Below are 22,134 nucleotides of genomic sequence, written 5' to 3' on the forward strand. Positions count from 1 at the left end.
GCCGGCTGTAGCCATGTTGAAAAACGACCGCTGGATCTGTGAGCAAGCGCGGCGAGGGATGATCGAGCCCTTCTGTCCTGAGCTGGTGCGCGCTGTTGAGTCTCGGCCTGTTTTGAGTTACGGGCTGTCCTCCTATGGCTACGACATCCGCCTGTCGCCAGTGGAGTTCAAGATCTTTCGCCATGTGCCCGGCACGGTGGTGGATCCCAAGCGGTTTAACCCCAAGAATCTGGAAGCGGTGGAGCTGCACCACGACGAGATGGGGGATTACTTTATCATCCCGGCCCATTCCTATGGGTTGGGGGTGTCCTTGGAACGGCTGCAAGTCCCGGATAACATTACCGTGATCTGCATTGGCAAATCTTCCTATGCCAGGGTGGGCCTGATTGCCAACCTGACGCCCGCTGAGGCGGGATGGCGGGGTTATCTCACCCTGGAGTTTTCCAACGCCTCCAGCGCCGACTGCCGTGTGTACGCCAACGAAGGGGTGGTCCAGCTTCTTTTTCTGGAAGGGGATCCCTGCCAAGTGACCTACGCCGACCGCGCCGGCAAGTATCAGGATCAGCCGCAGCAGGTGGTGGTGGCCAAGGTTTAGCTGCTTCCCTCAAAAGGGAGAGGGTTGGCGGGATCCGGTTGGCTATGCTGGATCCACGTAGAACCCCATCTTGATTCATCTCCATGGATGACTCTTTTTCGCCTGCTGCCGCTCCCCCCGGTGAGGCCGAGCCTTTGGGCGATAGGGAGCCCAATCCGGATCTGCTCACAGCTTCCTACGACTACACCCTCCCTCCAGATCGGATTGCGCAAACGCCGGTGGAGCCCAGGGATCAGGCGCGGATGCTGGTGGTGTACCCGGATAGGCACGAGCATCGCCGCTTCTGCCATCTGCCCGACTACCTGCAGGAAGGGGATCTGCTGGTTCTCAACGATACCAAGGTGATCCCGGCCCGCCTGTTCGGGGCCAAGGAACCCTCCGGGGCGCGGGTCGAAGTGTTGCTGCTGGAGCCTTGCCTGGAAGGGATCCCTGCCGCTGCGCAACCTCTGCCGGATCAGGCGTGGAGCTGGCGGGTTTTGGTCAGGCCGGGCAAACGGGTGAAGGTGGGGGATCGGATTGGTTTTTGGAGCAAGCAGGGATCCCCCTCTGGGCTGAGGGCCACTGTCCTGGATTTGGATCCGGAGACCGGTGGGCGAGTGGTGCAGTTTGAGTGGGAGGGGGCGCAACCTTTTGAGGAAATCCTGGAACAGGTGGGCCGGATCCCGCTTCCTCCCTACATCAAGGCTTCCGGATCCCCGGGCTCAGGACAAGTTCGCCCTGAAGACTACCAAACCCTCTGGGCCAAACACCCCGGCTCGGTGGCTGCTCCCACGGCAGGGCTGCACTTTACCCAGGAGCTGCTGGAGCGGCTGGCCCAAAAAGGGATCCAAACGGCCTACATCACCCTGAACATCGGCCTGGGTACCTTCCGACCGGTGGAAGCGGAGCGGGTAACCGAGCATCGTCTCCACAGCGAGTGGCTCAAGGTGCCGGCAGAAACGGTGGCAGCCATCCAAAAAGCCCAAGCCCGAGGGGGGCGGGTGATCGCGGTGGGAACGACTGTGGTGCGCTCTTTGGAAACCGCGGCAGCCTCTGGCACCTTGCAGCCTTGGCAGGGGAAAAGCGATCTATTCATCTACCCCGGCTACTCCTGGCGGGTGATTCAAGGACTGGTCACCAATTTTCATCTGCCCCGCTCCAGCCTGATGATGCTGGTGGCTGCGCTGATCGGGCGGCAAAGGCTGCTGGATCTCTACCGAGAGGCCGTCGACCAGGGGTATCGCTTCTATTCCTTTGGGGATGGCATGCTGATCCTGCCCTAGGGCTGGGGCTGACCTGATACATTTACGCTGAACACTGCTGAACATCACTGTTCAACTATGCAGCGATAGCATTCTGTTTGTTTCCATTCGCGTTAGCGGGACGGAGTCCAAACAGAATGGCGGTATCCCGCAAAGCTTTGAGTAGAATACCCAAAGCGCAGTTTCCGTGTCGTCTTACTACCAATTTTCTGCTTTGCTTTGGCTACCATGTTGGCAGACTCGAAAGTAAACAGAAAGATCAACTGGTAGTAATCCGTACTGAACATATTATACATAGTATAGTTGAGCTTATTATTGACTAGAGTCATGCTCCCTGGGATCCCTTGAAGGAACCGGCCTCCGCTTCTGCTTCAACTGGGGTCGAAGGACGGTTTTGCCCGCCGGCAAACCAGTTCCGGATGCGATCCCATTCCACCTGGTGGTAGCCGTCCACCGCCCAATTGGCCCGCCGCTGCAGCATGTGCAGAGGAAAGAAGGTGGCCAGAGCCAGCACCGGGATCCCTGCCGAACGGGCTGCCTGAATGCCAGAGTAGGTGGCTTCAATGCTCAAACACGCCTGGGCGGGCAATTCCATCCGCTGCAAAAGCAGGCGGTGCAAGTGTCCTGGGGAAAATATTGGGCCTGCATCATCCCCCGTCACTCGGTAGGATCCCCCATCGGTCAACTGTATCAGGGCCGGGCAACAGGACTGGAAACGCTCCAGAAAAGCGGTCACCTCGGCTGCCGATTGGCCGCACAGCAGGCCGACCTTCAGTTGCAGCCGCTCCAGCGTCTCCAAAGTTTCCCTCAGGCGGGGAATGAGAGGCAGCTCCCTTTGCCCCTGCAAAGCCTGCTGGTAGTATAGGGCCTTGCGTTTCAGCAGCTCTTCCAGCTGCTTGGGGTTGAGCACCCGCCCTTGATCCCCCCACAGAGCCGGCAGGCGCTCTCGATCCGGTCGGCCCAGGTATTGCAGCCGATAGAGCTCCCGCTGCCCAGGGGATCCCGACTTCGGCCAGCACAGGTTCCAGGGGCGCAGGTTCTCTTCCACCAGCAGTTGGTTGATGGCCTGTAGGTGCAAGTTCTCGTCATCGGCCACCACTCCACTCCAGCTCAAGATCACCCCTTGCAGTCCCATAGGGGGGACATCACCCTCTGCTAACGACCGCAACCCAACTGCCGGATCCCTGCTTCAGATCACAGCAGATGGCTTGTCTATCCATTTTGAACGCGACGCTCGAACTCTTCCCGAGTGGCGTCCACCAATTGCACCGCCTCTGGATAGAGTTCAGGATGGTTTTGCTTCAGCCAACTGAGCACCCGCGCCAATTGGGCTGCACACAGATCCAAATCCGCTTGAAAAATAACCGCCGCCGCCATGTGCTGAGCATATTCGGGCGGGTGACCCTGCTGCGCCAGCTCCGCTGTCAAAGCGGCCAAGGCCTGTTGGCGAACTGAGGGCAGTGAACTTTCGGGAGAAGACATAGGCCAAGCCCTTCAAGCGGGAGAGTAGCGGCGCAAGGCCAGCGTGACGTTGTGCCCACCAAACCCAAAGGCATTCACCAAAGCGGCCTCAACGGCCATCTGCCGCCCCTTGTGGGGGACAAAATCCAGCCCTTCGCACTCGGGATCGGGGTTGTCCAAGTTGAGGGTGGGAGGAACCCAGCCGTGGTGGATGGCCAAAGCTGTGGCCACCGTGGCAATGCCGCCCGCTCCCCCCAACAGGTGGCCGGTCATGGACTTGGTGGCGCTGATGGCCAAACGGGGGGCATGTTCGCCAAAGACCGACTTGATGGCCTGTACCTCGGCAATATCCCCTACAGGGGTGCTGGTGGCATGGGCGTTGATGTGTTGCACGTCCCCAGGCTGAAGCCCGGCATCCTTGAGGGCCAGCCGCATCGCCCGGGCCGCTCCCTCGCCGCCGGGGGCAGGGTTGGTCATGTGGTGGGCATCGCAGGTGAGGCCATAGCCGACTATCTCCGCATAGATCTTGGCCCCGCGGGCGCGGGCATGCTCCAACTCCTCCAGGACCAGGATCCCTGCTCCTTCCCCCATGACAAAGCCATCCCGATCCCGATCAAAGGGCCTACAGGCTTGCTCCGGGGTGTCGTTGCGGGTGGAAAGGGCCTTCATGGCACTGAACCCCGCCATGGACAAAGGGGTGACCGCCGCTTCCGTGCCACCTGTAATCGCCGCTTGCACCTCTCCCCTCTGGATGAGCCGAAAGGCATCGCCAATGGCGTTGGAGCCAGAGGCACAGGCCGTAACTGTGCAGGAATTGGGGCCTTTGGCGCCAAAATGAATGGCCAGGTGACCTGCAGCCATGTTGGCAATCATCATGGGCACCATGAAGGGGCTACAGCGATCCGGCCCTTTCTGCAGATAGATGGTCTGCTGCTCTTCCAAGACGCGGATGCCGCCGATGCCGGTGCCCAAGATCACCCCCACTTGCTCGGCGTTGAGAGCGGTGATGCGAAAGTCGGCGTCCTCCAAGGCTTGCCGGGTGGCCGCCATCGCCAGATGCACAAAGCGGTCGGTGCGCTTGACATCCTTGCGATCCAAGTAGTCGAGGGGATCAAATCCCTTCACCTCTCCGGCAATACGGCAGTCGTGGCGGGAGGCATCGAAATGGGTAATCGGCCCAATGCCGGAGCGCCCTGCCAGCAAGCTCTGCCAAAACTCGGCAGGAGAGTTGCCGATAGGGGTGACCGCACCCAGGCCCGTAATCACAACGCGGCGGGTTGGTCTGTAAGCAGTGGCGGGATCTGTGGTAGCCATCGTCCGGTGTTAGCCCGGGGGTATAGAGTCAGAACTGGGGGCAGACTAGGCAGCTTTCTTCGAGAGGATGTAGTTAACAGCGTCTTGCACGGTGGCGATCCCCTCTGCATCTTCATCGGGGATCTCCAGGTCGAATTCCTCTTCAAAAGCCATGACCAGCTCCACCGTATCGAGGCTGTCGGCCCCCAGGTCGTTCTGGAAATTGGCTTCTGGGGTCACTTTGTCGTCTTCCACGCCCAGTTGATCGGACACGATCTTACGAACACGGCTGTAAACTTCGTCTGCGCTCATGCTTGGAATCCCAACTCTCGATTCAGCGTGTCTTGGCCGGGCCAACCAGCGGCCAATGAAGCAATCCCTATTGTATCGGACAATGGATCCCCTCTTGTGAGCAGCCTCACCTGCATTGGCTGCTGCGGCCAGGGTATGGGAATTGGGCGGCAGCCTTTTCGGTTGCAGGAAAGAAAAGCTAGTATAGTCCACTGCGTCTCTACCACTGGATTCTAAGGAGAACTTGCTTCCATGCCCCGCGCTTACGAAACGATGCTGATTGTGCGTCCTGATCTGTCAGATGAACCCCTCGAACAACTGCTCAGCAGTCAGGAGGCAATCCTGCGAGAGAACGGAGTAACCCACGTGGAGATTACCAATAGGGGCAAGCGCCGCTTTGCCGGGTTTGAGATGAAAAAGTTCAAGGAGGGTCTGTACATCCAGTTCAACTACGAAGCCGAACCCAATGCGGTGGCTGCCTGGGAGAAAAACCTGCGCATCAACGAGAGTGTGCTGCGCCACATGACTCTCCGCGTCGGCTAGGTTTGACGGCATCCTGGCCTGCGGGCATGATGGAAGTGCCCTGAGCTGCCCCTTATCCCTGGATGGCTCCGTTATGAACTCGATTGTGTTGATGGGCGAGGTTCTGTCTGAGCCAGAGCTGCGCTACACCCCTGATAACTTAGCTGTTGCGTCCTTGGTGATTGGCTTTCCCAGCTTGCGCCCGGATGAGCCGCCCTACCGGGTGCGCGTTTCCTCTTTTGGAGAACTGGCCAAAAGGGTGGTGGACACCTGCCATGTGGGCGACCAAATCACAGTGGAAGGCCAACTGCACATGAATGTGGTGGAGCGAGATGGGCGCAAGGAAAAGCTGGCCGAGATCACCGCGCGCCGTGTCCATCAGCTGGGATCCGCTCGTGTCCTCTCTCTGACGGGGATGGGCGAACCGGCGATTGTGGAATCCTCTGAGGGGGATGTGGTTTCCCCACCGGAGCCGGACGATCTCCCGTTCTAACGGTTGCGAGACTTGCCGGGATCCCCCATGTCTCAAAAACTTGGCGAACCCTTGGGATCCCTGCAGGTCATCGGCTACTCGGTGCAGGGACGTCCTATTCACCTTTGGCAGCTCACCCAAGGGATCCGCTCCTTGCTGCTGATCGGCGGAGTACACGGGGACGAGGTGGAAGGATACACTCTGATCGAGCGCTATGTGGCCTCGGGGAGATGGGGATCCCTGGCCGGGAAAGCGACCCTATGGGCAATCCCTCGCTTGAACCCGGATGGCTGTGCCCTGGGGCAACGTCTCAATGCCAACGGTGTGGATCTCAACCGCAATCTGCCCACCCAAGATTGGATCCCGGCCTCTTTGGAAGCTCGCTATCCGCCCGGAGCAGCCCCAGGCTCCGAGCCCGAAACGCAAGTGTTGTTGACGAGTTTGGCCCGGATTCAGCCCCAATTTATCCTTTCTGCCCACTCCTGTCAGGCACACCCCTGTGTGAACTACAACGGCCCTGCCCTTGAGCTGGCCCAGGTGATGGCCGCTTGCAACGGCTTGCCCGTCGCCGCCGACATTGGCTACCCTACCCCTGGTTCTCTGGGCACTTGGGCAGGGCAGGAACGGCGGATCCCAACCCTAACGCTGGAAATCCTGCGGGGCACTCCCCTCGATCAAGTCTGGCAAGAGCAGGCCGAGGCGCTGCAGGCGGTGTTGGAGTGGGCAGCCCAAGGCGATGCCTTCTGACCGGTGTCAAGATCTCTGAACTTTCGTTGCCAATCTGCCTAGTTCGTTCAAGATATCTGGGGTTTTCTCGCCCAAATCTTCTACAACACAGATAGGTGGGGCAGAGCAGAGGGGAGCTTGGAGTCGAGGGAAAAGGGGTCAGAGGTCAACCCCGAAGTCACGCTGCTTCTGCCTTGTGCCCCGCTGTTAGCCATCTGCCCGCTGTTAGCCATCTGGAGGAAGCCAATATGTTCAGCAGGATTTTGGTGGCAGTGGATCGGTCGGAGCTGAGCCAGGGAGTATTTCAAAAGGCCGTCCAAGTGGCCAAGGCCATGCAGGCCCAGATGATGATTCTCCATGTTCTGTCTCAGGAAGAGCCGGGCGCCCCAGAGCCGCCGATGATCCTGGGGGTAGATTACAGCTCCACCATCAGCGCCGAGCTGTGGCAGTCCTACCGGGAGCAATGTGCCATCTTCGAGCAAAACCAGATGGACTACCTGCGCTCGCTGGTGGAGAAAGCGGCTGAGCACGGGATCCGTGCTGAGTACAGCCTCAACTACGGCAACCCCGGTCGAGTCATCTGCGATCTGGCCCGCTCTTGGGATGCGGACTTGGTGGTGGTGGGCCGCCGCGGCCACTCCGGCCTGAGCGAGCTGTTTCTGGGCAGCGTCAGCAACTACGTGCTCCACCGCGCTCCCTGCTCGGTGCTGACGATACAAGGGGAAGCCCTGAAAAAAGCAACCCAAACCGCGGAGGAGAAGACAGCTACCTCTGCTGGCTAAGGCTCTAGGGACTCTAGGGCGAGGGAGTGGGATCTGGTCGCGTGAGTGGGGCAGAGTCCTTGCTCTCCGGCTGGCCTTCCAAGAGGCGATTCACTTCGGTTTCCAGGCTGTTGAAGGTGCTCAGCTCGATCACGGCAATGTCCGGCTGGCGGCTGCTTTGCACATAGGCCCGCAAGCCAGAGGAGGCCAAGCTCAGGGCCAAGGGATCCTGCTCGGCGTCGGGTTTGGGCTCAAAGGTCAGCCGTAGGTCCGGATCAGACAACACCCTCTGGGCTTCCGCGTCGGCCTGTTCCACAAACTCCTTGGCACGGGCAGCATTCAGGCTGGAGAACAGAGAGCCGAGATCCACAGGCTGGCCCGGTCGCTCCGGGTTTTCCCAGCGCAGCTCCAAGGATCCCTTCTCCTGCGGCAGAGGGTTAAGGGTAACCCGCTCCCCCAGCGACTCCAGGGTCACTTGACCTACCTGGTTGGGATTGAGGCGGGCAATGCGGTGATCCCGCAGCTCTTCCAAGTCGGAGCGGAGAATATCGGCGGTGGAGGTGAGCAAGGTGGCTACTGCCGGGTGCTCAGAGGTGATGACGTACACCTGGCCATCTTTCTCCGATCCCAAAGCGACCTTCAGGGTTTTGCCCTCCTCCAGCTCCACCGTCAGGCGGGCGGAAGGCTGCTCCAGGCCATAGGGGGCGAGCTCGTCTTTGGTCTCGGCGGGGAACTCCACGGCCTGCAGGCGGGCCAGAGTATTGAGCAAGCGGTTGACGTTGATCTCATCGGCAGGCAGCTCTCTGGGCTCGACAATCTGCCAAGTAAAGTGCTCCGCACCGCTGGCGCGAACGTCTTGCCGCTGCAGGCGAACAACTTCCGGCTCCGCCTCTGCCAACTGCACTTGCAGGGCCTTCACCTCGGCTGTATCAAACTGAAGCAAAGTCTTGTCCCGCAAAGCCAAGAGAGAGGGCAACAGGGATCCCTTCTGGGCACTGCTTAGAAGCACCACCTGTCCCCCTTCGGGCTGGGCGTAGAAGCCGGAGCCGTCGAAGTTGTCGTTGCCGATGGCCAGGCGGTAGGGATCCCCTTCTTTGGGGAAAAGGGCGATTTGGTGTCGCGGCTGATCCAGGCCAAAAGCGGCCAGGTCAGTGACCCCCTCCAGAGTGATTTGGGGGGTGAGGCGGGAGAAGGTGTTGAGCAACTGCTCAATGGGGAAGTCCAGCGCCGCTGACTGAATGGGACTGACAATCCGCCAGCGGGATCCCTCTTCTTCCGGAGTGCGCTCCAAAAGGATTTCCAAGTGCTCCGCACCGCTGCCGCGAACGGGTTCCCCCTCTTTCTGTTGGCGGATTTCAATGCGGGCGATGGTGTCGGTGGCAAAATGGAACAGCCGCGCTCGCTCCGCCTGTTGCTCCTGACGCAGTTGCCGGATGTTGTCCAAGAGGAAGTAGCCCAGCAAACAGGCCACCGCCAAACCCAGGAGAATCCAGGTGGTTCGCTTGAACATGCCTGCTTTCCTCCAGCTCTACCGTCTTTGCCACCACAGGGCAGCTCCGGAACCCAGGGCCGCCAAGGGCAAAAGGACCGTCGATCCCAGCACCAGCCAGCGGAAGTTTTGACCGGTCAGGGTGAGACGGCGATCCGTGATGGATTTGGGGCGGATGGAGATCTGCTCCGTTTGCTCAGTCAGCCAGTTGAGGGTGTTCAAGAAGAGATCCCGGTTGCCCTGCTGCCGCAAGTTGCCGTTGAGGGCAAAGTTGACATTGCCGATCACCACCAGGCGGGCCTCCTGCCGGGATCCCGAGCCCTGTTCTGGGTCGGTGTCCAGACGGCGGGTTAAAGCAACGCCCAGGGTAAGGGGGCCAGGCTTGTCCTGCTCCGGATCGAACTGCAGGGGGCCACTTTCCAGGTCAGGACTGGTCTCCCCCCAGCTTTGCGGGCTGGTGCGCAGTAGGGGCGTGGCTTGGATCCCTTCGCGGGCTTCGGTTTCCACAGAGCGGGCCAGGGGGAACAGGGTCATTAGCCGCTGGGCCGCCAAGGGGGCGGTGATGGGGTGATCCCCGTAGGTAGTAACCAGGGCAACCGCCGGCCCTGTCCCCAACAGTTGGCTGACGCTGCTCACCTCAATGAGGATGTCATCCCCCAAGACCACGCCCCACTCTTCCAGCAAGGGATCCAGGCCAGCCTCCACCCGCGGCCCGATCAGCAACAGCAGCCGTCCGCCTTTCGCCAGATAATCCTGCAGTTTCTCCACCTCGCCGGGGAACAAAGCCCGCTGTGGCCCCGCCAGCACCAGGACATCCGCATCCTCTGGGATCTCCGCTTGCACCAAGTTGAGGGTCTCTACCCGATAGCCTTCCTGACCCAGGGATGCCGCCGCCTGGGCCAGAGTTGGAGTACCTTCCCTCGCTTCCAGCCCCACTTCCCCGTGCCCTTGCACGAAATAGGCCACTAACTCCCCTCGGTTGACCACTTTGGACAGGACGGGGGTCAGTTTGCTCTCCAGATCAGGGGCAGGGGGCTGAGGCAGTTGTTGCCGGCTTTCTCCGGCCTCCACCACCAGGGTGTTGTTCTGGGTCACCTGCAGCCGCTGAATGGTCAGGGGATCCCGGTTGGGATCCACAAACTCAAACTGGAAGCGGTTGGGGTTGAGGCGGCGATAGCGCTCCAGTTGTTCCCGCAAGTTGGGATCCGGCGCAGTGGTGACCACCCAAACTTTGACCGGTTGCGCCAATCCCTGCACCAATTGCCGGGTTTGGGGCGAGAGGGTAAACAGACCCTCCTCAGTGAGATCCAGCCGCAGGTCGTAGCGCACCGCCACCACATTCACCAGCACCAGAATGACGGCCATCGCCGCCGCCGCCACCAGGATGTTGGCATTGGTCTGGGTGGAACGCAAACCGAGGAAGACCCCCACCTCCTGCCGGTGGGTGATGCCCCAAACCACCAGCAGGGCCAGGCCCGTTGCCAGCATGCTCAGGGGCACAGCCGTCCAACCGGTAAAGGCGGATCCCACCACCAGGCCGATGGCGATGACGCCAATGCCCAGGATCCCTGTCCAGTCCAATAACGCGCGCCAGTCCTTCATAATGCTCCGCACCGCTGCCGCGAACACCGCACTCCTCCCATCTGACCTCAGCTCTGTTGCCAGCGCAGGCTTTCCACCGATTGCACCGTGGCAAACAGCCCCAGGACGATGATGCTCAAGAAAAGAATGAGGCTGCTGCTGCTGAGGATCCCTTGCACCCAGTTGCTGTATTGCTGCAGCAAAGACACATGCCGCAGCGTCGCGGCAATCCAGTTCTCCTCCTGGCCGGCTGCCGCGTCGATCACCCAGAGCAACAAAATCAAGCCAAAGGTGGCCACTGCTGCGATGAGGGTGCTGTCTGTCAGAGAAGAGATAAACAACCCCAAGGCCATAACGCTACCCGCCAGCAGGGTTAGGCCCACATAACCCATCAGGGTCAGGCGGTAGTCCACTGCCGGGTTGGCGCTGCTCAGCACCAGCACATGGTAGACCAGCGGCGGCAGCAGCAGCGTGATGAAAAACACCCAGACCGCCAACCATTTGCCCAGGGCCACCTCCAAGTTGGTGATGGGAGAAGTAGCCAGCAGCTCCATCGTGCCTCGCCGCCGCTCCTCGGCATAGGAGCTCATGGTGAAGATGGGCAATAGAAATAAGGAGAGGGTGCCCAAGAGGTTGAGAAACTGCTGTGACAGGATGGTGGCGGCGTCAAAAGGGTTCTCCTGGCCGAACTGGGCGAAAAGATCCACCTGCTGAGAAAAGCTGATCACCCGCACCAGAATATTAAAGAAGAAAAACCCCGCCAGTCCCCAAAACACCGCGGCCACCACATAGGCGATGGGGGAGGTGAAGTAGCCGCGCAGCTCTTTGCGAAAAATGGCAACCACTCCGTTCATGCCGCTTCCTCCAATGCGCCCTCAGATCCCTCTTGCGTAGTGAGCTGCAGGAAAATCTCTTCCAAAGAAGCTTGAGGACGGCCTATCTCGTAGAGGTCGATCCCCGCCTGCACCAGCGCTTTGGCTGCCTCCGGGATCCAGCCGTCCGCGGCAGCGTTGCTCTTGAGCTGCACCTGCCAGCGGGAGGGATCCGCCGCCAAGGGCTGTAGGCTCACCACCTCCACTTGGGGCAAAGGCTGCAGGGCCGTCCGGATGGCCATTGCCTCGGTTGCCCCCACCACCAGCTTTGCCTGCTGCCGATCCTGGAGCTGGGCTGTCAGCTCGGCAGGCGTGCCAATGGCCGCCACCTGGCCGCGGTTGATGATCACCACTCGGTCGCAGGTCATGCTCACCTCGGGCAGGATGTGGGTGGAGAGGATGATGGTGTGCTCCCCCGCCAGGCTCTTGATGAGCTTGCGCACCTCGATAATCTGCTTGGGATCCAGCCCAATGGTGGGCTCATCCAGGATGATCACCGGCGGGTCGTGAACCAGAGCTTGGGCGATGCCCACCCGCTGCTTAAACCCCTTGGAGAGCTTGCGGATGAGGGTGTGGCGCTTTTCTTCCAGGCTGCACCGCCGGATCGCCTCGTCCACCCGCCTGGGCCGATCGCCAGCGCTGACCCGCTTGATCTGGGCCACAAAGTGCAGGTACGCCTCCACCGTCATGTCGGGGTAGAGGGGTGGGTTTTCCGGCAGATAGCCAATGCGCTGCCGCACCGCCATCGAGTTTTCGTGAACATCAAACCCGGCCACCCGCGCCGTCCCCTCGCTGGCAGGCAGATACCCCGCCAAAATGCGCATGGAAGTGGTCTTGCCAGCCCCATTCGGCCCCAAAAAACCCATGATCTCGCCGGCGTTCACCTGGAAGGAAACATCGCGGATGGCAGTGAAGCTGCCGTAGGTTTTGCTCAGATGCTCAACTTCGATGGCACCCGCGGTTGCACGAGCAGTGGGTAAACCTGTCATCAGCAACTCCTAACCTAGAGGGTCAGCAGCGATTAGCAAACGGTCCAAGGCCGAGTTACCCCTATTCCCAAAGAGGACAAATGTCGGGAAGCAGGCTCGGGCAAGAAGGCGGGCAACAGCGCTGAGGCCACATGCCAACTTAGCATAGCGACGGCGAGGATGAGTCGAGGGAACTGGGATCCCTTTCCCCCTTTTGGTGGGGATCCATCGGTTGGCTAGTCGGCAGGGCTTGTGAGGGATCCCCACTGTTCCAGTCCCAGAACCCGGCTCTCCCCTGGACAGGCCGCCACCACCTCCCCAATGGGGAAGGCTTCGGGGAGCAGGGATCTCACCTGATTTTCCGCCTCAGGGGGGATCACCAGCACATAGCCCACCCCCAGGTTGAAGGTGCGGAACATCTCCAAGGTCTCCACCTGGCCCTGTTCTTGGAGCCAGAGAAACTCCTGTGGGATGGGCCAGCTATGGGGCTGCAGCCGTGCCGCCTGGTTCGGGGCCAAACAGCGGGGCAAATTTTCCGGGATCCCGCCGCCAGTGATGTGGGCCATGCCGTGGATGGCGATCCCTGCTGCCTGCAGCCGCTGCACCGCCTGCACGTAGATGCGGGTGGGGGTGAGGAATACTTCCGCCAAAGGCCGATCCCAGCCGGGAGGCCGGTGATCCCAGCGCCAACCCCGGTCGGCCACAATCCGCCGCACCAAGCTGTAGCCGTTGCTGTGTAGGCCGCTGCTGGGCAAAGCCAACAACCGATCCCCAAGCTGCACCCGCGACCCATCCAGAATGGCCGCCTTCTCCACAATTCCCACACAAAACCCGGCCAGGTCGTACTTCCCAGGGGGATAAAACCCCGGCATCTCCGCCGTTTCCCCGCCCAGCAGTTGGCAGCCCGCTTCCTGGCAGCCCGCCAAGATGCCATCGATCACCTGCCACAGGGCTTCCGGCTCCAGCTTGCCGGTGGCCACATAGTCCAAGAAAAACAGCGGCCGGGCCCCCACCGTCAGCACGTCGTTGACGCACATCGCCACCAGATCAACACCTACCCCCCGGTGCTGACCCCACTGCTGGGCAATGTCCAGCTTTGTCCCCACCCCATCGGTGCCCGCCACCAACACCGGCGCTTGATACCCTGTCGGCAGCTCAAACAGACCGGCAAAGCCGCCGATGCCGCCCAAGGTTCCTGAAGAACCTGAAGACGGAATTTGAATCCGTTCAACGCGCTCGCGGATCCCCCTGACAAAGGCCTGGCCCAGATCGATGTCAACCCCTGCTGAGCGGTAGTCCAAGATGCCGAAACCCCTTATGCTATCAAGACTTGAGCTCCTGTGTCCGACCGTACAAACGGGTCAACTCAGAAACCTATGGTACATTAACTTCTGTTTTAACCGTCGCCTTGGAAGTTGTACAGGATTGGAGAGGAGCGCGGCCTCATGCGAAATTGGAAACAGCTTGGACAGGGACTGGATCCCGCCCGCAAAATGGGCTTGGTCAGCTGTCTCTGTGTCACGGCTTTGGGCTTGCCGGTAGGCATGTTGGGCAGCTTCGCCCCGCGAGCACAAGCCTCGACGCGAACCGGATCCCCCAACACCCGAGCAGCGGAGCTGTCATCTGACTCCCAATTGCCCTCCCCGGCCACCGACCTCGTTCCCCCTTCCCAACCCGCCACTGCTGCCGCAGCCCCAGTCAGAACGCTGCCGAGAACCCCCCAAACCCCTATCTCCGGCCACGAGGGTCTTGCCCCTGCCAAACTGGGTACCCTGAACTTGGATCATCCCTTGAACCGATCTCGCCAGGCGATCCTGCCCCGTCGAGCAGAAGAACCCATTCTCAAGATCGGCGAACAACAGCAGCACACCAACCAGCCCATCTCCACCCTCTACGACTATCAGATGGACGGGCAACAGGTGGTTACTGTCTATGTGCGGGATCTGCCCATTGTCAGTTTTGTCGAGCACCCTGGGCTAGAACCACCGCTGATGCGGGCCAGCACCCTTGTGGCCCAGCTCAACCAAATGGCCCAGGGATCCCTGAAAGACACCACCATCACCCTAGGTTGGGCAGGTTTGGAATTGGCCGAACAAGGCTTGGGTGTTCCTCTCTACACCATTCAGGTCAACAACAAGGAATTGCTGCGCATCGACGATGGAGTGCTGTTGATCGACAACCAGCGCCCGGTGGATGTGGCTGTTTTGGCTGCCAATCGTCTGCGCCGTCTGCTGCTCGATGCCCCGCCCATTTCAGCTCCGGCCCTGCCTCAACCGGCTGCTCTGACCGCCAAAGCCGCTGTTGCAGGTTCCAAGCCGAAAACAGCCCCTCAACAGGAACCCGCCCCTGTCCGCGTGGTTGGGCCTGTGCAAGAGGGCATTGCTTCTTGGTATGACCTGCACCCAACCCGCCATGAGATGACGGCTGCCCACCCCACCCTGCCCTTTGGCACCGAGGTACGGGTGACCAACCTGAAAAATGGCCGCCAGGCTGTCGTGCGCATCAACGATCGCGGCCCTTTTATTCCCGGTCGGATCATCGACCTTTCCCTGCGGGCGGCAGAGGTGTTGGGGATGGTGCGCTCAGGGCTGGCGCCTGTGCGGGTGGAAGTGGTGCAACGCTAGCTAGGGCACGGGTGAAAAGCGCTTGGAATCGGGGGAATAGCGCCAAGAAATGCCCTCGGGATCCCGGCTGCGGCTCCACTCCGGAAACCCGGTTTTGAATTTCCAATAGGTAATGGCGGAAACCACCACCCCCAAACGTTCCGCCAACTGAGTCTGGTTGAGGGGGCGCAGCGGTGCCCGTGGCGCCGTAACGGCGGTGGGGCTGGGTGTGGGGGCAGAGCCTGCCGACTCTTGGGGGGCCGTGGCTGCAGGGGTGGGTGCTTCCTGCTCCAACCGGTGACCAGGGCTGGGCTCCTGGGGACGCAGCAGGCTGAACTGGCTCAACAGGCCGACATTTTCCAGGTTCAGGAGATTTTCCAGGTTAGAGGTCTGGTGGATCAGCTCCAGCTCACGGCGAAACTCATCCTCCAGCACCTGCAGGTAGTGCTCCCGCTTCTGCTCCGACTCGGCATCCTTGAGCAGACCCAAGGCAAAGCTGAGGTTCGAGAGGGGCTCGCTCAGATCCTGCAAGAATTTCTTGAACAGAGTGCCCTTCACCTCCGAGAACTGCTGCAGCTGCTGCAGTTTTTGCCGCAGCTCTTCGATTCTTTTTTCTTCCAGCTTGCGGTTCTCAAGGCTCTGGCGGTGGTTGTGCAGGGCAATTTCAATGGTGGTGTAGAGTTCCCGCTCTTTGAAAGGCTTGATGATGTAGCCGAAGGGCCGGGTCTCCTTGACGCGGGAGAGGGTGTCTTCGTCGGCGTAGGCCGTCAGATGCACCACCGGAATGTTGAAGCGCTCGGTGATCCGCTTGGCGGCTTCTATGCCATCGATATCGCCTTTTAGGACGATATCCATCAAGACCAAGTCCACCGGCATCTCTTCCAGCCTTCGGATCGCTTCTTCCCCGGAAGAAGCAATGGCGGGCACAGCGTAGCCGAATTTTTTCAGAACGTTGGCGATGTCCTTGGCGATGATCTTCTCGTCTTCGACGACCAGGATACTGCCTTTGACAAGGGGTGGAATTCTCTTCAAGGCTCGCTCCTCGGAAAGGTAATGATGAAAGTAGTACCCGGTTTGCTCCTCAATTGTATCTTGCCCTGTAGCTGATCGGTGAGGGTTGCAACCAGTTGTAAACCCAGAGATTGAGTTTCCTTGAAGTCAAAGTTCGGGGGCAAGCCAACGCCATTGTCGGAGACTCGCAACTGAGTATATTTGCGGGTTTGGCTGAAACAAACCTCTATCTCTCCACTGCGGCCCTTCGGGAAGGCATACTTGAGGCTGTTGGTCACCAACTCGTTGATGATCAGGCCACACAAGACCGCATCGTCCAGGTTGAGGCGGATCCCTTCGGCGCGGATGTTGGCGCGAATGCTCTCGGGGTTTACCCCGTAAGAGTGAAAGAGGTTGGAGATCAAATTGTGTAGGTACTGCTTGAGATCCACAGCGGCCAGATTGTTGGATTGGTACAAACCTTCGTGGATCAAAGACATGGCTTGAATACGGCTGCCGGCATCCTTAAAAACGCGGGCGTACTTGCGGCTTTTGATTTGGTCAGCTTGGAGCCGCAGCAGGCTGGAGATGATTTGCAGGTTGTTTTTGACGCGGTGGTGAATCTCCCGCAGCAGGACTTCTTTTTCCTGAAGGGCAGCTTGGATCTGCAGCTTTGCCCGTTTTTCTTCGGTAATGTCTTCGCAAATGCCGATGATGAAGAGGTTTTTGCCCTCGGGATCCCGGACTGCAGAGACCGCCAGGCGGCACCAAACCACCTTTCCGCTGCGGTGGATGTAGCGTTTTTCCAGGTGGTAGCGATCCCGTTGGCCGTTCAAAACCTCCTGGAAGAGTTGCCAATCTTCCTGAATGTCCTCGGGATGGGTGAGGTCGCAGAAGCTCATGTGGGTCAGTTCGGCAGCGCTATAGCCCAAGATCTCTTCCAGAGCGGGGTTCACTTTTAGGTAATGGCCCCGATGATCGACGATGGAAATGCCCAGGGCTGACTGCTGGAAGATGCCCCGTAAACTCAGCTCACTTTGGCGAAGGGCTGCCTCGGCTTGCTTGCGCTCGGTAATGTCCAAAATCTGGCTTAGAAAGTAGCTGGGATCCCCTTGGGCTGTGCGCACCAGAGTGATGCGGAGAATGGCATAGACAATTTGGCCGTTCTTGTGGATGTAGCGTTGCTCCTGTTCCCACTGATGCACCTCGCCGGCCAGCAGGCGGTTGCTGTTTTCCAGGGTGGTGGCGATGTCGTCGGGATGGGTGATGTCAAGGACGGTTTTCCCCTTGAGATCCTCCAGGGTGTAGCCCAGGGTTTCGGTAAAAGCGGCGTTGATCTGCAAATAGGTGCCATCCAGGTGGGTCATGGCCTTGGCGATGGGAGCCCACTCAAAGGATTGGCGGAAGCGTTCTTCACTTTCTTTGAGGGCAATTTCTGCCTCCACGCGGGCGCTGATGTCGATCACCTGGTTGAGAAACTGGGTGGGCTGTCCTTCCTCGTCGGTGAGCAGGGTGGCCTGAAACAGCACATGAACAACCTGGCCGGAACGGTGGGTGTAGCGAATCTGGCGCTGGCTGACAGAGACCTTCCCTGCCAGCAAAGCCTCATTGGCCCCCAGCAGTGGGTTGACATCTTCGGGGTGGAGAATGTCCAGTTGTTGCCGATGCTTCAATTCTTCGGGGGTGTAGCCGACAATCTGGGCAAAGGCATCGTTGACCTGAATAAATCGCCCCTGCAAGTCCACAAGGGCAATTCCATTGGGGGCCAGCTCAAAAATCTGCCGAAAATGGTTGGCGCTTTGTTGCCAAGCTTGCTCTATCCGACGCCGTTCGGCTTCCAGTTGCTTGGACTCAGTGATGTCTTCGACGATCCCTGCCACCCGATAGATTTTGCCCTCTTTGTCGGCGATGGGAAAGGTGCGTTCTCGCAGCCAAATCAGGCGGCCATCAGTGTGATAAATGCGGAAGACAACATCGGTGGATTTGCCCTCCGATTGGGCTTTGAGGATGGTGGGGAACAACCAGCGGTCGTCGGGGTGGATTTGGCGCATCCAGGCTTGGGGGTTGGCGTAAGCCTCTTCGGCGGAAAGGCCCCAAAGGGCTTCGCAGGCTGGGCTGACGTAGATCAGCTCTTTGCTGTAGAGTGTTGTGATCCAAAACAGTTGCTGCGTATTCTCTGCCAGTTGCAGAAAACGATGCTCGCTCTCTCGGCGGGCCTCTTCCAATTGTTGTTGTCGTTCTTTCAGTTGACGGGATGCTGTGATGTCGGTAACAAATCCTTCAAAATAGAGGGGATCCCCTTGGTCGTTGTAGATGGTACGGGCATTTAAAGAAATCCAAATTAGCCTGCCATCTTTGCAGCAGACTTGGTGTTCAAAATTCACAACTTGACCTTCTCTCAGCATGCGCTGGATGAATTCGGCTCGTTGCTCCGGATCGCTATAGATTTGGGTGCCAATATCGGAGACGTTGTGCATCAAATCCTCAGGGGATTCGTAGCCGAAAATATGGGCCAAGGCCGGGTTGGCAACCAGATATTTGCCCTCTAGGGTGGTTTGAAAAATGCCTTCGACGGCGTTCTCGAAGATCTGCTGGTAGCGGGCAGCAGTGCTGCGGCTGTCCTGCAGTTGGGATTGGAGCTGCTCGAGGGTTTGCCGATGCTCCTGGGCTTGGAGAAGAATGTGCTTCAGGCTGAGGGCAACGAGGTCAATCTGTTCCCGTTCAAAGGAACTCAGTTGGCGAGGGTGGCAGTCGAGCAGGTGCAGATCGGCCAACCGGATCCCCTGCTCAGTTTGCAAGAGAAAGGACTCATGAAAAGGCCATTGCTCAGAGCCGACATCGGGGTTGAAAGGTTCTCCGGCTGGGATCCCTTGCGGATCCCGGTAGAGGATCCCTTTTGAAGGCGAGTGGGGATCGGATCCCGGCTGGGCCAGTTCTAGATAGACCAAAGGTACTTTCAACAGTTGACCCAGTAATTGCAACAGCGGGTACAGCGCTGTACCCAGTTCGGTTTGAAGGGACTGCCCTTCCCTGGGAGCAGCCTGCGGGGGAGCAAAACCGGTCACAACGGATCTTGGCGAGCGAGAGATGGGAGGTGACATGGGAAAACCTGGCCAAGGAGCTGGCTCAACCCAGTCCATCACGACAGATCGGGGGTGCCTGGTTGGGCTGATCTCCACAGGGAAAAGGAGCAGGCGCACCCATTCTGCACCCACTCTACTCTAGCGATACTCTGGAGAAACTTACTTTGAAACTTACTTTAGTGAAACATGCTGCTGACGGAGCTATCTTCATGGATGCGCCAGATCGCTTCCCCCAGCACATTGGCTACCGAGAGAACGGTTAACTCGGGAAAGTGCTGCTCTGGAGGGATAGGGATGGTGTTGGTGACGATCACCTCTTCAAATAGACCACCCCGCAGGCGTTGAATGGCCGGCTCAGAAAAAACAGGATGAATGGCGCAGGCATAAACCGCTTTGGCTCCCAGCTTGCGCAGCAATTTTGCCCCTTCCGAGATGGTGCCTGCGGTATCGATCATGTCATCCACAAGGATGGCAGTTTTCCCCCGCACATCCCCAATGAGATTCATGACTTCCACATCGTTGTGGGCTTGACGGCGCTTGTCGATGATTGCCAGAGGGGCTTCCTTGAGTTTTTTGGCAAAGGCACGGGCACGAGCCACACCCCCCACATCGGGAGAGACGACCACAATGTCTTCGTCGAGCAAGCCCTTTTCCTTGAGGTAAGCCTGTAATACCGGCTGGGCGTAGACGTGGTCGAGGGGAATGTCGAAGTAGCCTTGAATCTGGGCCGAGTGCAGATCCATGGCCAGCACGCGATGGGCCCCTGCCTGGGTGATCATGTTGGCCACCAGCTTGGCGGTGATCGCTTCTCGGCCTGCCGTTTTGCGGTCGGCGCGAGCGTAGCCGTAGTAGGGCAAGACAGCGGTGATCTGCCGGGCAGAGGCGCGGCGACAGGCATCGATGATCACCAGCAGTTCCATCAGGTGGTCGTTGACGGGGCGGCAGGTGGGCTGCACCAAGTAGACATCGGCACCCCGGATCGACTCTTGGATTTGGATGTACAGCTCGCCATCGGCAAAGCGCTTGCGCAACATCGGGCCCAGATCCATGCCCAAGTAACGCGCCACCTCTTGAGCCAGAGCCGGGTTAGCGCTGCCTGAGAAGATTTTGAGGCGGTTGCTATCCGAGATGGGTGGCAGGGGGGAAGGGCGGAGAAGAGGGGCAGGGCGAACCACAGATCGATGCTGAACTCGTCCGCAGCCAACGCCTAACGGCGAGCTGTCGCTATCGTAGCACCAGCACTTGCAACCTCAGCAACTGTATTCTTGGGGATTTTCTGGGGAGGCAGGTTACTATGAGCAGAATGAAGGTCGAGCTGCTGCACATCCACAAGCGTTTTGGGGCGGTACAGGCGAACTGCGATGTGTCCTTACGGGTGGAGGCGGGCACGATCCACGGCCTGCTTGGGGAGAATGGGGCCGGCAAAAGTACCTTAGTTAAGATCCTGAGCGGCTTTCTGCGCTGCGATCAGGGGGAGATTTGGATCGATGGGCAACCGGTTCGCATCGACAGCCCTGCAGCGGCCATTCGCCTGGGCATTGGCATGTTGCACCAGGATCCCTTGGATTTTCCTTCTCTGACGGTACTAGAAAACTTTATTGCCGGGCAGCGGGGGCGCTTGGGCTTGGGGCTGCGGGAAAGCCGAAGACGTCTCGAGAAAGCCTGTGAAGAGTTTGGTTTCAACCTCAACCCCGATGGAGCCATCGGCAGCTTGACGGTGGGGGAACGGCAACAACTGGAAATGCTGCGGTTGCTTTCCCTGGGGATCAACACCTTGATTTTGGATGAGCCAACGACGGGCATTTCTGCAGCGCAAAAAGATCTTCTGTTCGCGGCTCTGAGAAGGTTGGCGGAGCAGGGCAAATCGGTGATCTTCGTCTCCCACAAGCTGGCCGATGTGGAATGCCTTTGCGATCGGGTGACGGTGATGCGGCAGGGGGAGGTGGTGGGGGAGCTGCCTGTTAGGGGTGAAGACATTGCCCTGTTGGAACAGCGGTTGATCGATTGGATGTTCGGGCGGGAGTTGACACCCCCGGCTCGGCCCCATTCTCCGCAAAGGAGAGCGGATCCCCTGTTGGAGTTGCGCTCCCTGGTGGTGCGGCATGAGCCGTTTACCCTGGCTTTGCCAGATCTGGCGGTGCAGCCGGGGGAAGTGATTGGGTTGGCCGGTTTGGAAGGCAGTGGGCAACGCTCTTTCCTGCTCACCTGTGCAGGGTTGTTGCCGCCCAGGCGTGGCCGGATTCTGTTGGGGGGGCAGGAGATGACAGGCCGTCCTTACGGCGACTATCTGCGCTGTGGGGTGGGGTTTTCTCCGGCGGATCGGCTGCGGGAAGGGCTGATCCCCGGCTTAACCTTGCAGGAGCATTTTGCCCTCCAGCAGCAGGATCCCTGGATCAACTGGGCTCTGGCCCGTCAGCAGACCCAAGCGGCCATTGAACACTTCAGCATTCGGGGTCACCCCTACAGCCGGGTGGAGCAACTCTCGGGGGGCAACCAACAGCGCAGTCAGTTGGCTCTCTTGCCCACACCCCTGAGTCTTTTGCTGATGGAGCACCCAACGCGAGGGTTGGACATTGAGTCGGCGCTGTGGGTCTGGGGGCAATTGCTGGAACGCACCCAAGCGGGTACGGCTATTCTTTTTGCCTCGGCGGATTTGGACGAGATCCTGCAGTACAGCGACCGAGTGATGGTGTTCAGCGGCGGACAGGTCTCGGAGCCCATTCCGGCGGCGGAGCTCACCGTTTCACGCCTGGGGCAGATGATGACACTCCCCGTCACCAACAGCAGCGAGATTCCAGGGATCCCGACTGAGGTTTAGAGGGCTGGTCGCATCAGCAGGAACTGACACTCTGCCGGAGCAAGAGCATGACTCTAGTCAATAATAAGCTCAACTATACTGAAAATAATGTATAATATGTTCAGTACGGATTACTACCAGTTGATCTTTCTGTTTACTTTCGAGTCTGCCAACATGGTAGCCAAAGCAAAGCAGAAAATTGGTAGTAAGACGACACGGAAACTGCGCTTTGGGTATTCTACTCAAAGCTTTGCGGGATACCGCCATTCTGTTTGGACTCCGTCCCGCTAACGCGAATGGAAACAAACAGAATGCTATCGCTGCATAGTTGAACAGTGATGTTCAGCAGTGTTCAGCGTAAATGTATCAGAAGGATTTGAGAACGGCAT

General features: G+C 59.2%; 20 protein-coding genes. 8 read left to right on the top strand and 12 right to left on the bottom strand.

The features are described from left to right. Positions 1-13: 13 nt before the first annotated feature. Both dcd and queA read left to right on the top strand, forming a co-directional pair. Positions 14-595, top strand: a complete 582-nt coding sequence (gene dcd, locus ACVWXE_RS07720) for a dCTP deaminase (RefSeq protein WP_011433274.1) — start codon at positions 14-16, stop codon at positions 593-595. Between the two features lie 83 nt (positions 596-678). Then, on the top strand, positions 679-1,857 hold the full coding sequence (queA, locus tag ACVWXE_RS07725) for a tRNA preQ1(34) S-adenosylmethionine ribosyltransferase-isomerase QueA (protein WP_457489996.1): 1,179 nt from the start codon (positions 679-681) through the stop codon (positions 1,855-1,857). Positions 1,858-2,161: 304 nt separating this feature from the next. On the opposite strand, the gene ACVWXE_RS07730 is transcribed toward queA, so the two are convergent. From ACVWXE_RS07730 to ACVWXE_RS07745, 4 genes are all read right to left on the bottom strand, one after another. Continuing rightward, the gene (locus ACVWXE_RS07730) at positions 2,162-2,971 is read right to left on the bottom strand and encodes an HAD family hydrolase (protein WP_457489997.1); all 810 of its coding nucleotides are present in this window, start codon (positions 2,969-2,971) and stop codon (positions 2,162-2,164) included. Between the two features lie 77 nt (positions 2,972-3,048). Beyond that, a complete protein-coding gene (locus tag ACVWXE_RS07735) occupies positions 3,049-3,318 on the bottom strand; it encodes a hypothetical protein (protein ID WP_414421639.1) in 270 nt (89 codons plus the stop codon). 12 nt (positions 3,319-3,330) lie between these two features. After that, positions 3,331-4,611, bottom strand: a complete 1,281-nt coding sequence (fabF, locus tag ACVWXE_RS07740; RefSeq protein ID WP_414419164.1) for a beta-ketoacyl-ACP synthase II — start codon at positions 4,609-4,611, stop codon at positions 3,331-3,333. A gap of 45 nt (positions 4,612-4,656) precedes the next feature. After that, positions 4,657-4,902 carry an acyl carrier protein gene (locus tag ACVWXE_RS07745; RefSeq protein WP_041436540.1) on the bottom strand — a complete coding sequence of 82 codons (246 nt, stop codon included), beginning with the start codon at positions 4,900-4,902 and terminating at the stop codon, positions 4,657-4,659. A 231-nt stretch (positions 4,903-5,133) separates the two neighbouring features. Here ACVWXE_RS07745 and rpsF point away from each other — a divergent pair, with 231 nt between their 5' ends. From rpsF to ACVWXE_RS07765, 4 genes are all read left to right on the top strand, one after another. After that, the gene (gene rpsF / locus ACVWXE_RS07750; RefSeq protein ID WP_011433268.1) at positions 5,134-5,424 is read left to right on the top strand and encodes a 30S ribosomal protein S6; all 291 of its coding nucleotides are present in this window, start codon (positions 5,134-5,136) and stop codon (positions 5,422-5,424) included. A gap of 73 nt (positions 5,425-5,497) precedes the next feature. Continuing rightward, entirely contained in the window at positions 5,498-5,896 is a 399-nt protein-coding gene (locus ACVWXE_RS07755) for a single-stranded DNA-binding protein (protein ID WP_414332102.1), read from the top strand. A gap of 27 nt (positions 5,897-5,923) precedes the next feature. Beyond that, a complete protein-coding gene (locus tag ACVWXE_RS07760; RefSeq protein WP_457394338.1) occupies positions 5,924-6,622 on the top strand; it encodes a M14 family zinc carboxypeptidase in 699 nt (232 codons plus the stop codon). A gap of 227 nt (positions 6,623-6,849) precedes the next feature. Continuing rightward, positions 6,850-7,383: a universal stress protein gene (locus tag ACVWXE_RS07765; RefSeq protein WP_457402522.1), complete on the top strand. Its 534-nt coding sequence runs from the start codon at positions 6,850-6,852 to the stop codon at positions 7,381-7,383. A 13-nt stretch (positions 7,384-7,396) separates the two neighbouring features. On the opposite strand, the gene ACVWXE_RS07770 is transcribed toward ACVWXE_RS07765, so the two are convergent. The 5 genes from ACVWXE_RS07770 to purM form a co-directional block, all read right to left on the bottom strand. Continuing rightward, positions 7,397-8,872, bottom strand: coding sequence for a DUF4340 domain-containing protein (locus ACVWXE_RS07770; RefSeq protein ID WP_457489998.1), 1,476 nt, complete (start codon positions 8,870-8,872; stop codon positions 7,397-7,399). Positions 8,873-8,890: 18 nt separating this feature from the next. Continuing rightward, positions 8,891-10,453 (bottom strand): GldG family protein, encoded by a 1,563-nt coding sequence (locus ACVWXE_RS07775; RefSeq protein WP_457489999.1) that lies wholly within the window; start codon positions 10,451-10,453, stop codon positions 8,891-8,893. A 47-nt stretch (positions 10,454-10,500) separates the two neighbouring features. After that, positions 10,501-11,286, bottom strand: a complete 786-nt coding sequence (locus ACVWXE_RS07780) for an ABC transporter permease (RefSeq protein ID WP_414343288.1) — start codon at positions 11,284-11,286, stop codon at positions 10,501-10,503. Further along, a complete protein-coding gene (locus tag ACVWXE_RS07785; protein ID WP_457387269.1) occupies positions 11,283-12,293 on the bottom strand; it encodes an ABC transporter ATP-binding protein in 1,011 nt (336 codons plus the stop codon). Before ACVWXE_RS07785 ends, ACVWXE_RS07780 begins: the two co-directional genes overlap by 4 nt. Before the next feature lie 215 nt (positions 12,294-12,508). After that, positions 12,509-13,573 carry a phosphoribosylformylglycinamidine cyclo-ligase gene (gene purM, locus ACVWXE_RS07790; RefSeq protein ID WP_457466490.1) on the bottom strand — a complete coding sequence of 355 codons (1,065 nt, stop codon included), beginning with the start codon at positions 13,571-13,573 and terminating at the stop codon, positions 12,509-12,511. Between the two features lie 144 nt (positions 13,574-13,717). Here purM and ACVWXE_RS07795 point away from each other — a divergent pair, with 144 nt between their 5' ends. Continuing rightward, positions 13,718-14,896, top strand: coding sequence for a septal ring lytic transglycosylase RlpA family protein (locus tag ACVWXE_RS07795; RefSeq protein WP_457466489.1), 1,179 nt, complete (start codon positions 13,718-13,720; stop codon positions 14,894-14,896). Here ACVWXE_RS07795 and ACVWXE_RS07800 read toward each other — a convergent pair whose 3' ends face one another. The 3 genes from ACVWXE_RS07800 to ACVWXE_RS07810 form a co-directional block, all read right to left on the bottom strand. Next, positions 14,897-15,907 (bottom strand): response regulator, encoded by a 1,011-nt coding sequence (locus tag ACVWXE_RS07800; RefSeq protein WP_457490000.1) that lies wholly within the window; start codon positions 15,905-15,907, stop codon positions 14,897-14,899. Beyond that, a complete protein-coding gene (locus ACVWXE_RS07805) occupies positions 15,904-18,825 on the bottom strand; it encodes a PAS domain S-box protein (protein WP_457490001.1) in 2,922 nt (973 codons plus the stop codon). Before ACVWXE_RS07805 ends, ACVWXE_RS07800 begins: the two co-directional genes overlap by 4 nt. A 299-nt stretch (positions 18,826-19,124) precedes the next feature. Further along, a complete protein-coding gene (locus ACVWXE_RS07810) occupies positions 19,125-20,123 on the bottom strand; it encodes a ribose-phosphate pyrophosphokinase (protein WP_011433256.1) in 999 nt (332 codons plus the stop codon). 119 nt (positions 20,124-20,242) lie between these two features. Between ACVWXE_RS07810 and ACVWXE_RS07815 the strand changes: the two genes are divergently transcribed. Beyond that, entirely contained in the window at positions 20,243-21,766 is a 1,524-nt protein-coding gene (locus tag ACVWXE_RS07815) for an ABC transporter ATP-binding protein (protein WP_457490002.1), read from the top strand. Positions 21,767-22,134 lie beyond the last annotated feature (368 nt).

The sequence above is a fragment of the Thermostichus sp. MS-CIW-41 genome (assembly GCF_054058915.1).

What these genes read in the sequence shown, in the direction of transcription:
- dcd (WP_011433274.1), top strand. Translation starts at nt 14, where the DNA reads ATGTTGAAAAACGACCGCTGGATCTGTGAGCAAGCGCGGCGAGGGATG.
- queA (WP_457489996.1), top strand. Translation starts at nt 679, where the DNA reads ATGGATGACTCTTTTTCGCCTGCTGCCGCTCCCCCCGGTGAGGCCGAG.
- ACVWXE_RS07730 (WP_457489997.1), bottom strand. Translation starts at nt 2,971, where the DNA reads ATGGGACTGCAAGGGGTGATCTTGAGCTGGAGTGGAGTGGTGGCCGAT.
- ACVWXE_RS07735 (WP_414421639.1), bottom strand. Translation starts at nt 3,318, where the DNA reads ATGTCTTCTCCCGAAAGTTCACTGCCCTCAGTTCGCCAACAGGCCTTG.
- fabF (WP_414419164.1), bottom strand. Translation starts at nt 4,611, where the DNA reads ATGGCTACCACAGATCCCGCCACTGCTTACAGACCAACCCGCCGCGTT.
- ACVWXE_RS07745 (WP_041436540.1), bottom strand. Translation starts at nt 4,902, where the DNA reads ATGAGCGCAGACGAAGTTTACAGCCGTGTTCGTAAGATCGTGTCCGAT.
- rpsF (WP_011433268.1), top strand. Translation starts at nt 5,134, where the DNA reads ATGCCCCGCGCTTACGAAACGATGCTGATTGTGCGTCCTGATCTGTCA.
- ACVWXE_RS07755 (WP_414332102.1), top strand. Translation starts at nt 5,498, where the DNA reads ATGAACTCGATTGTGTTGATGGGCGAGGTTCTGTCTGAGCCAGAGCTG.
- ACVWXE_RS07760 (WP_457394338.1), top strand. Translation starts at nt 5,924, where the DNA reads ATGTCTCAAAAACTTGGCGAACCCTTGGGATCCCTGCAGGTCATCGGC.
- ACVWXE_RS07765 (WP_457402522.1), top strand. Translation starts at nt 6,850, where the DNA reads ATGTTCAGCAGGATTTTGGTGGCAGTGGATCGGTCGGAGCTGAGCCAG.
- ACVWXE_RS07770 (WP_457489998.1), bottom strand. Translation starts at nt 8,872, where the DNA reads ATGTTCAAGCGAACCACCTGGATTCTCCTGGGTTTGGCGGTGGCCTGT.
- ACVWXE_RS07775 (WP_457489999.1), bottom strand. Translation starts at nt 10,453, where the DNA reads ATGAAGGACTGGCGCGCGTTATTGGACTGGACAGGGATCCTGGGCATT.
- ACVWXE_RS07780 (WP_414343288.1), bottom strand. Translation starts at nt 11,286, where the DNA reads ATGAACGGAGTGGTTGCCATTTTTCGCAAAGAGCTGCGCGGCTACTTC.
- ACVWXE_RS07785 (WP_457387269.1), bottom strand. Translation starts at nt 12,293, where the DNA reads ATGACAGGTTTACCCACTGCTCGTGCAACCGCGGGTGCCATCGAAGTT.
- ACVWXE_RS07795 (WP_457466489.1), top strand. Translation starts at nt 13,718, where the DNA reads ATGCGAAATTGGAAACAGCTTGGACAGGGACTGGATCCCGCCCGCAAA.
- ACVWXE_RS07815 (WP_457490002.1), top strand. Translation starts at nt 20,243, where the DNA reads ATGAGCAGAATGAAGGTCGAGCTGCTGCACATCCACAAGCGTTTTGGG.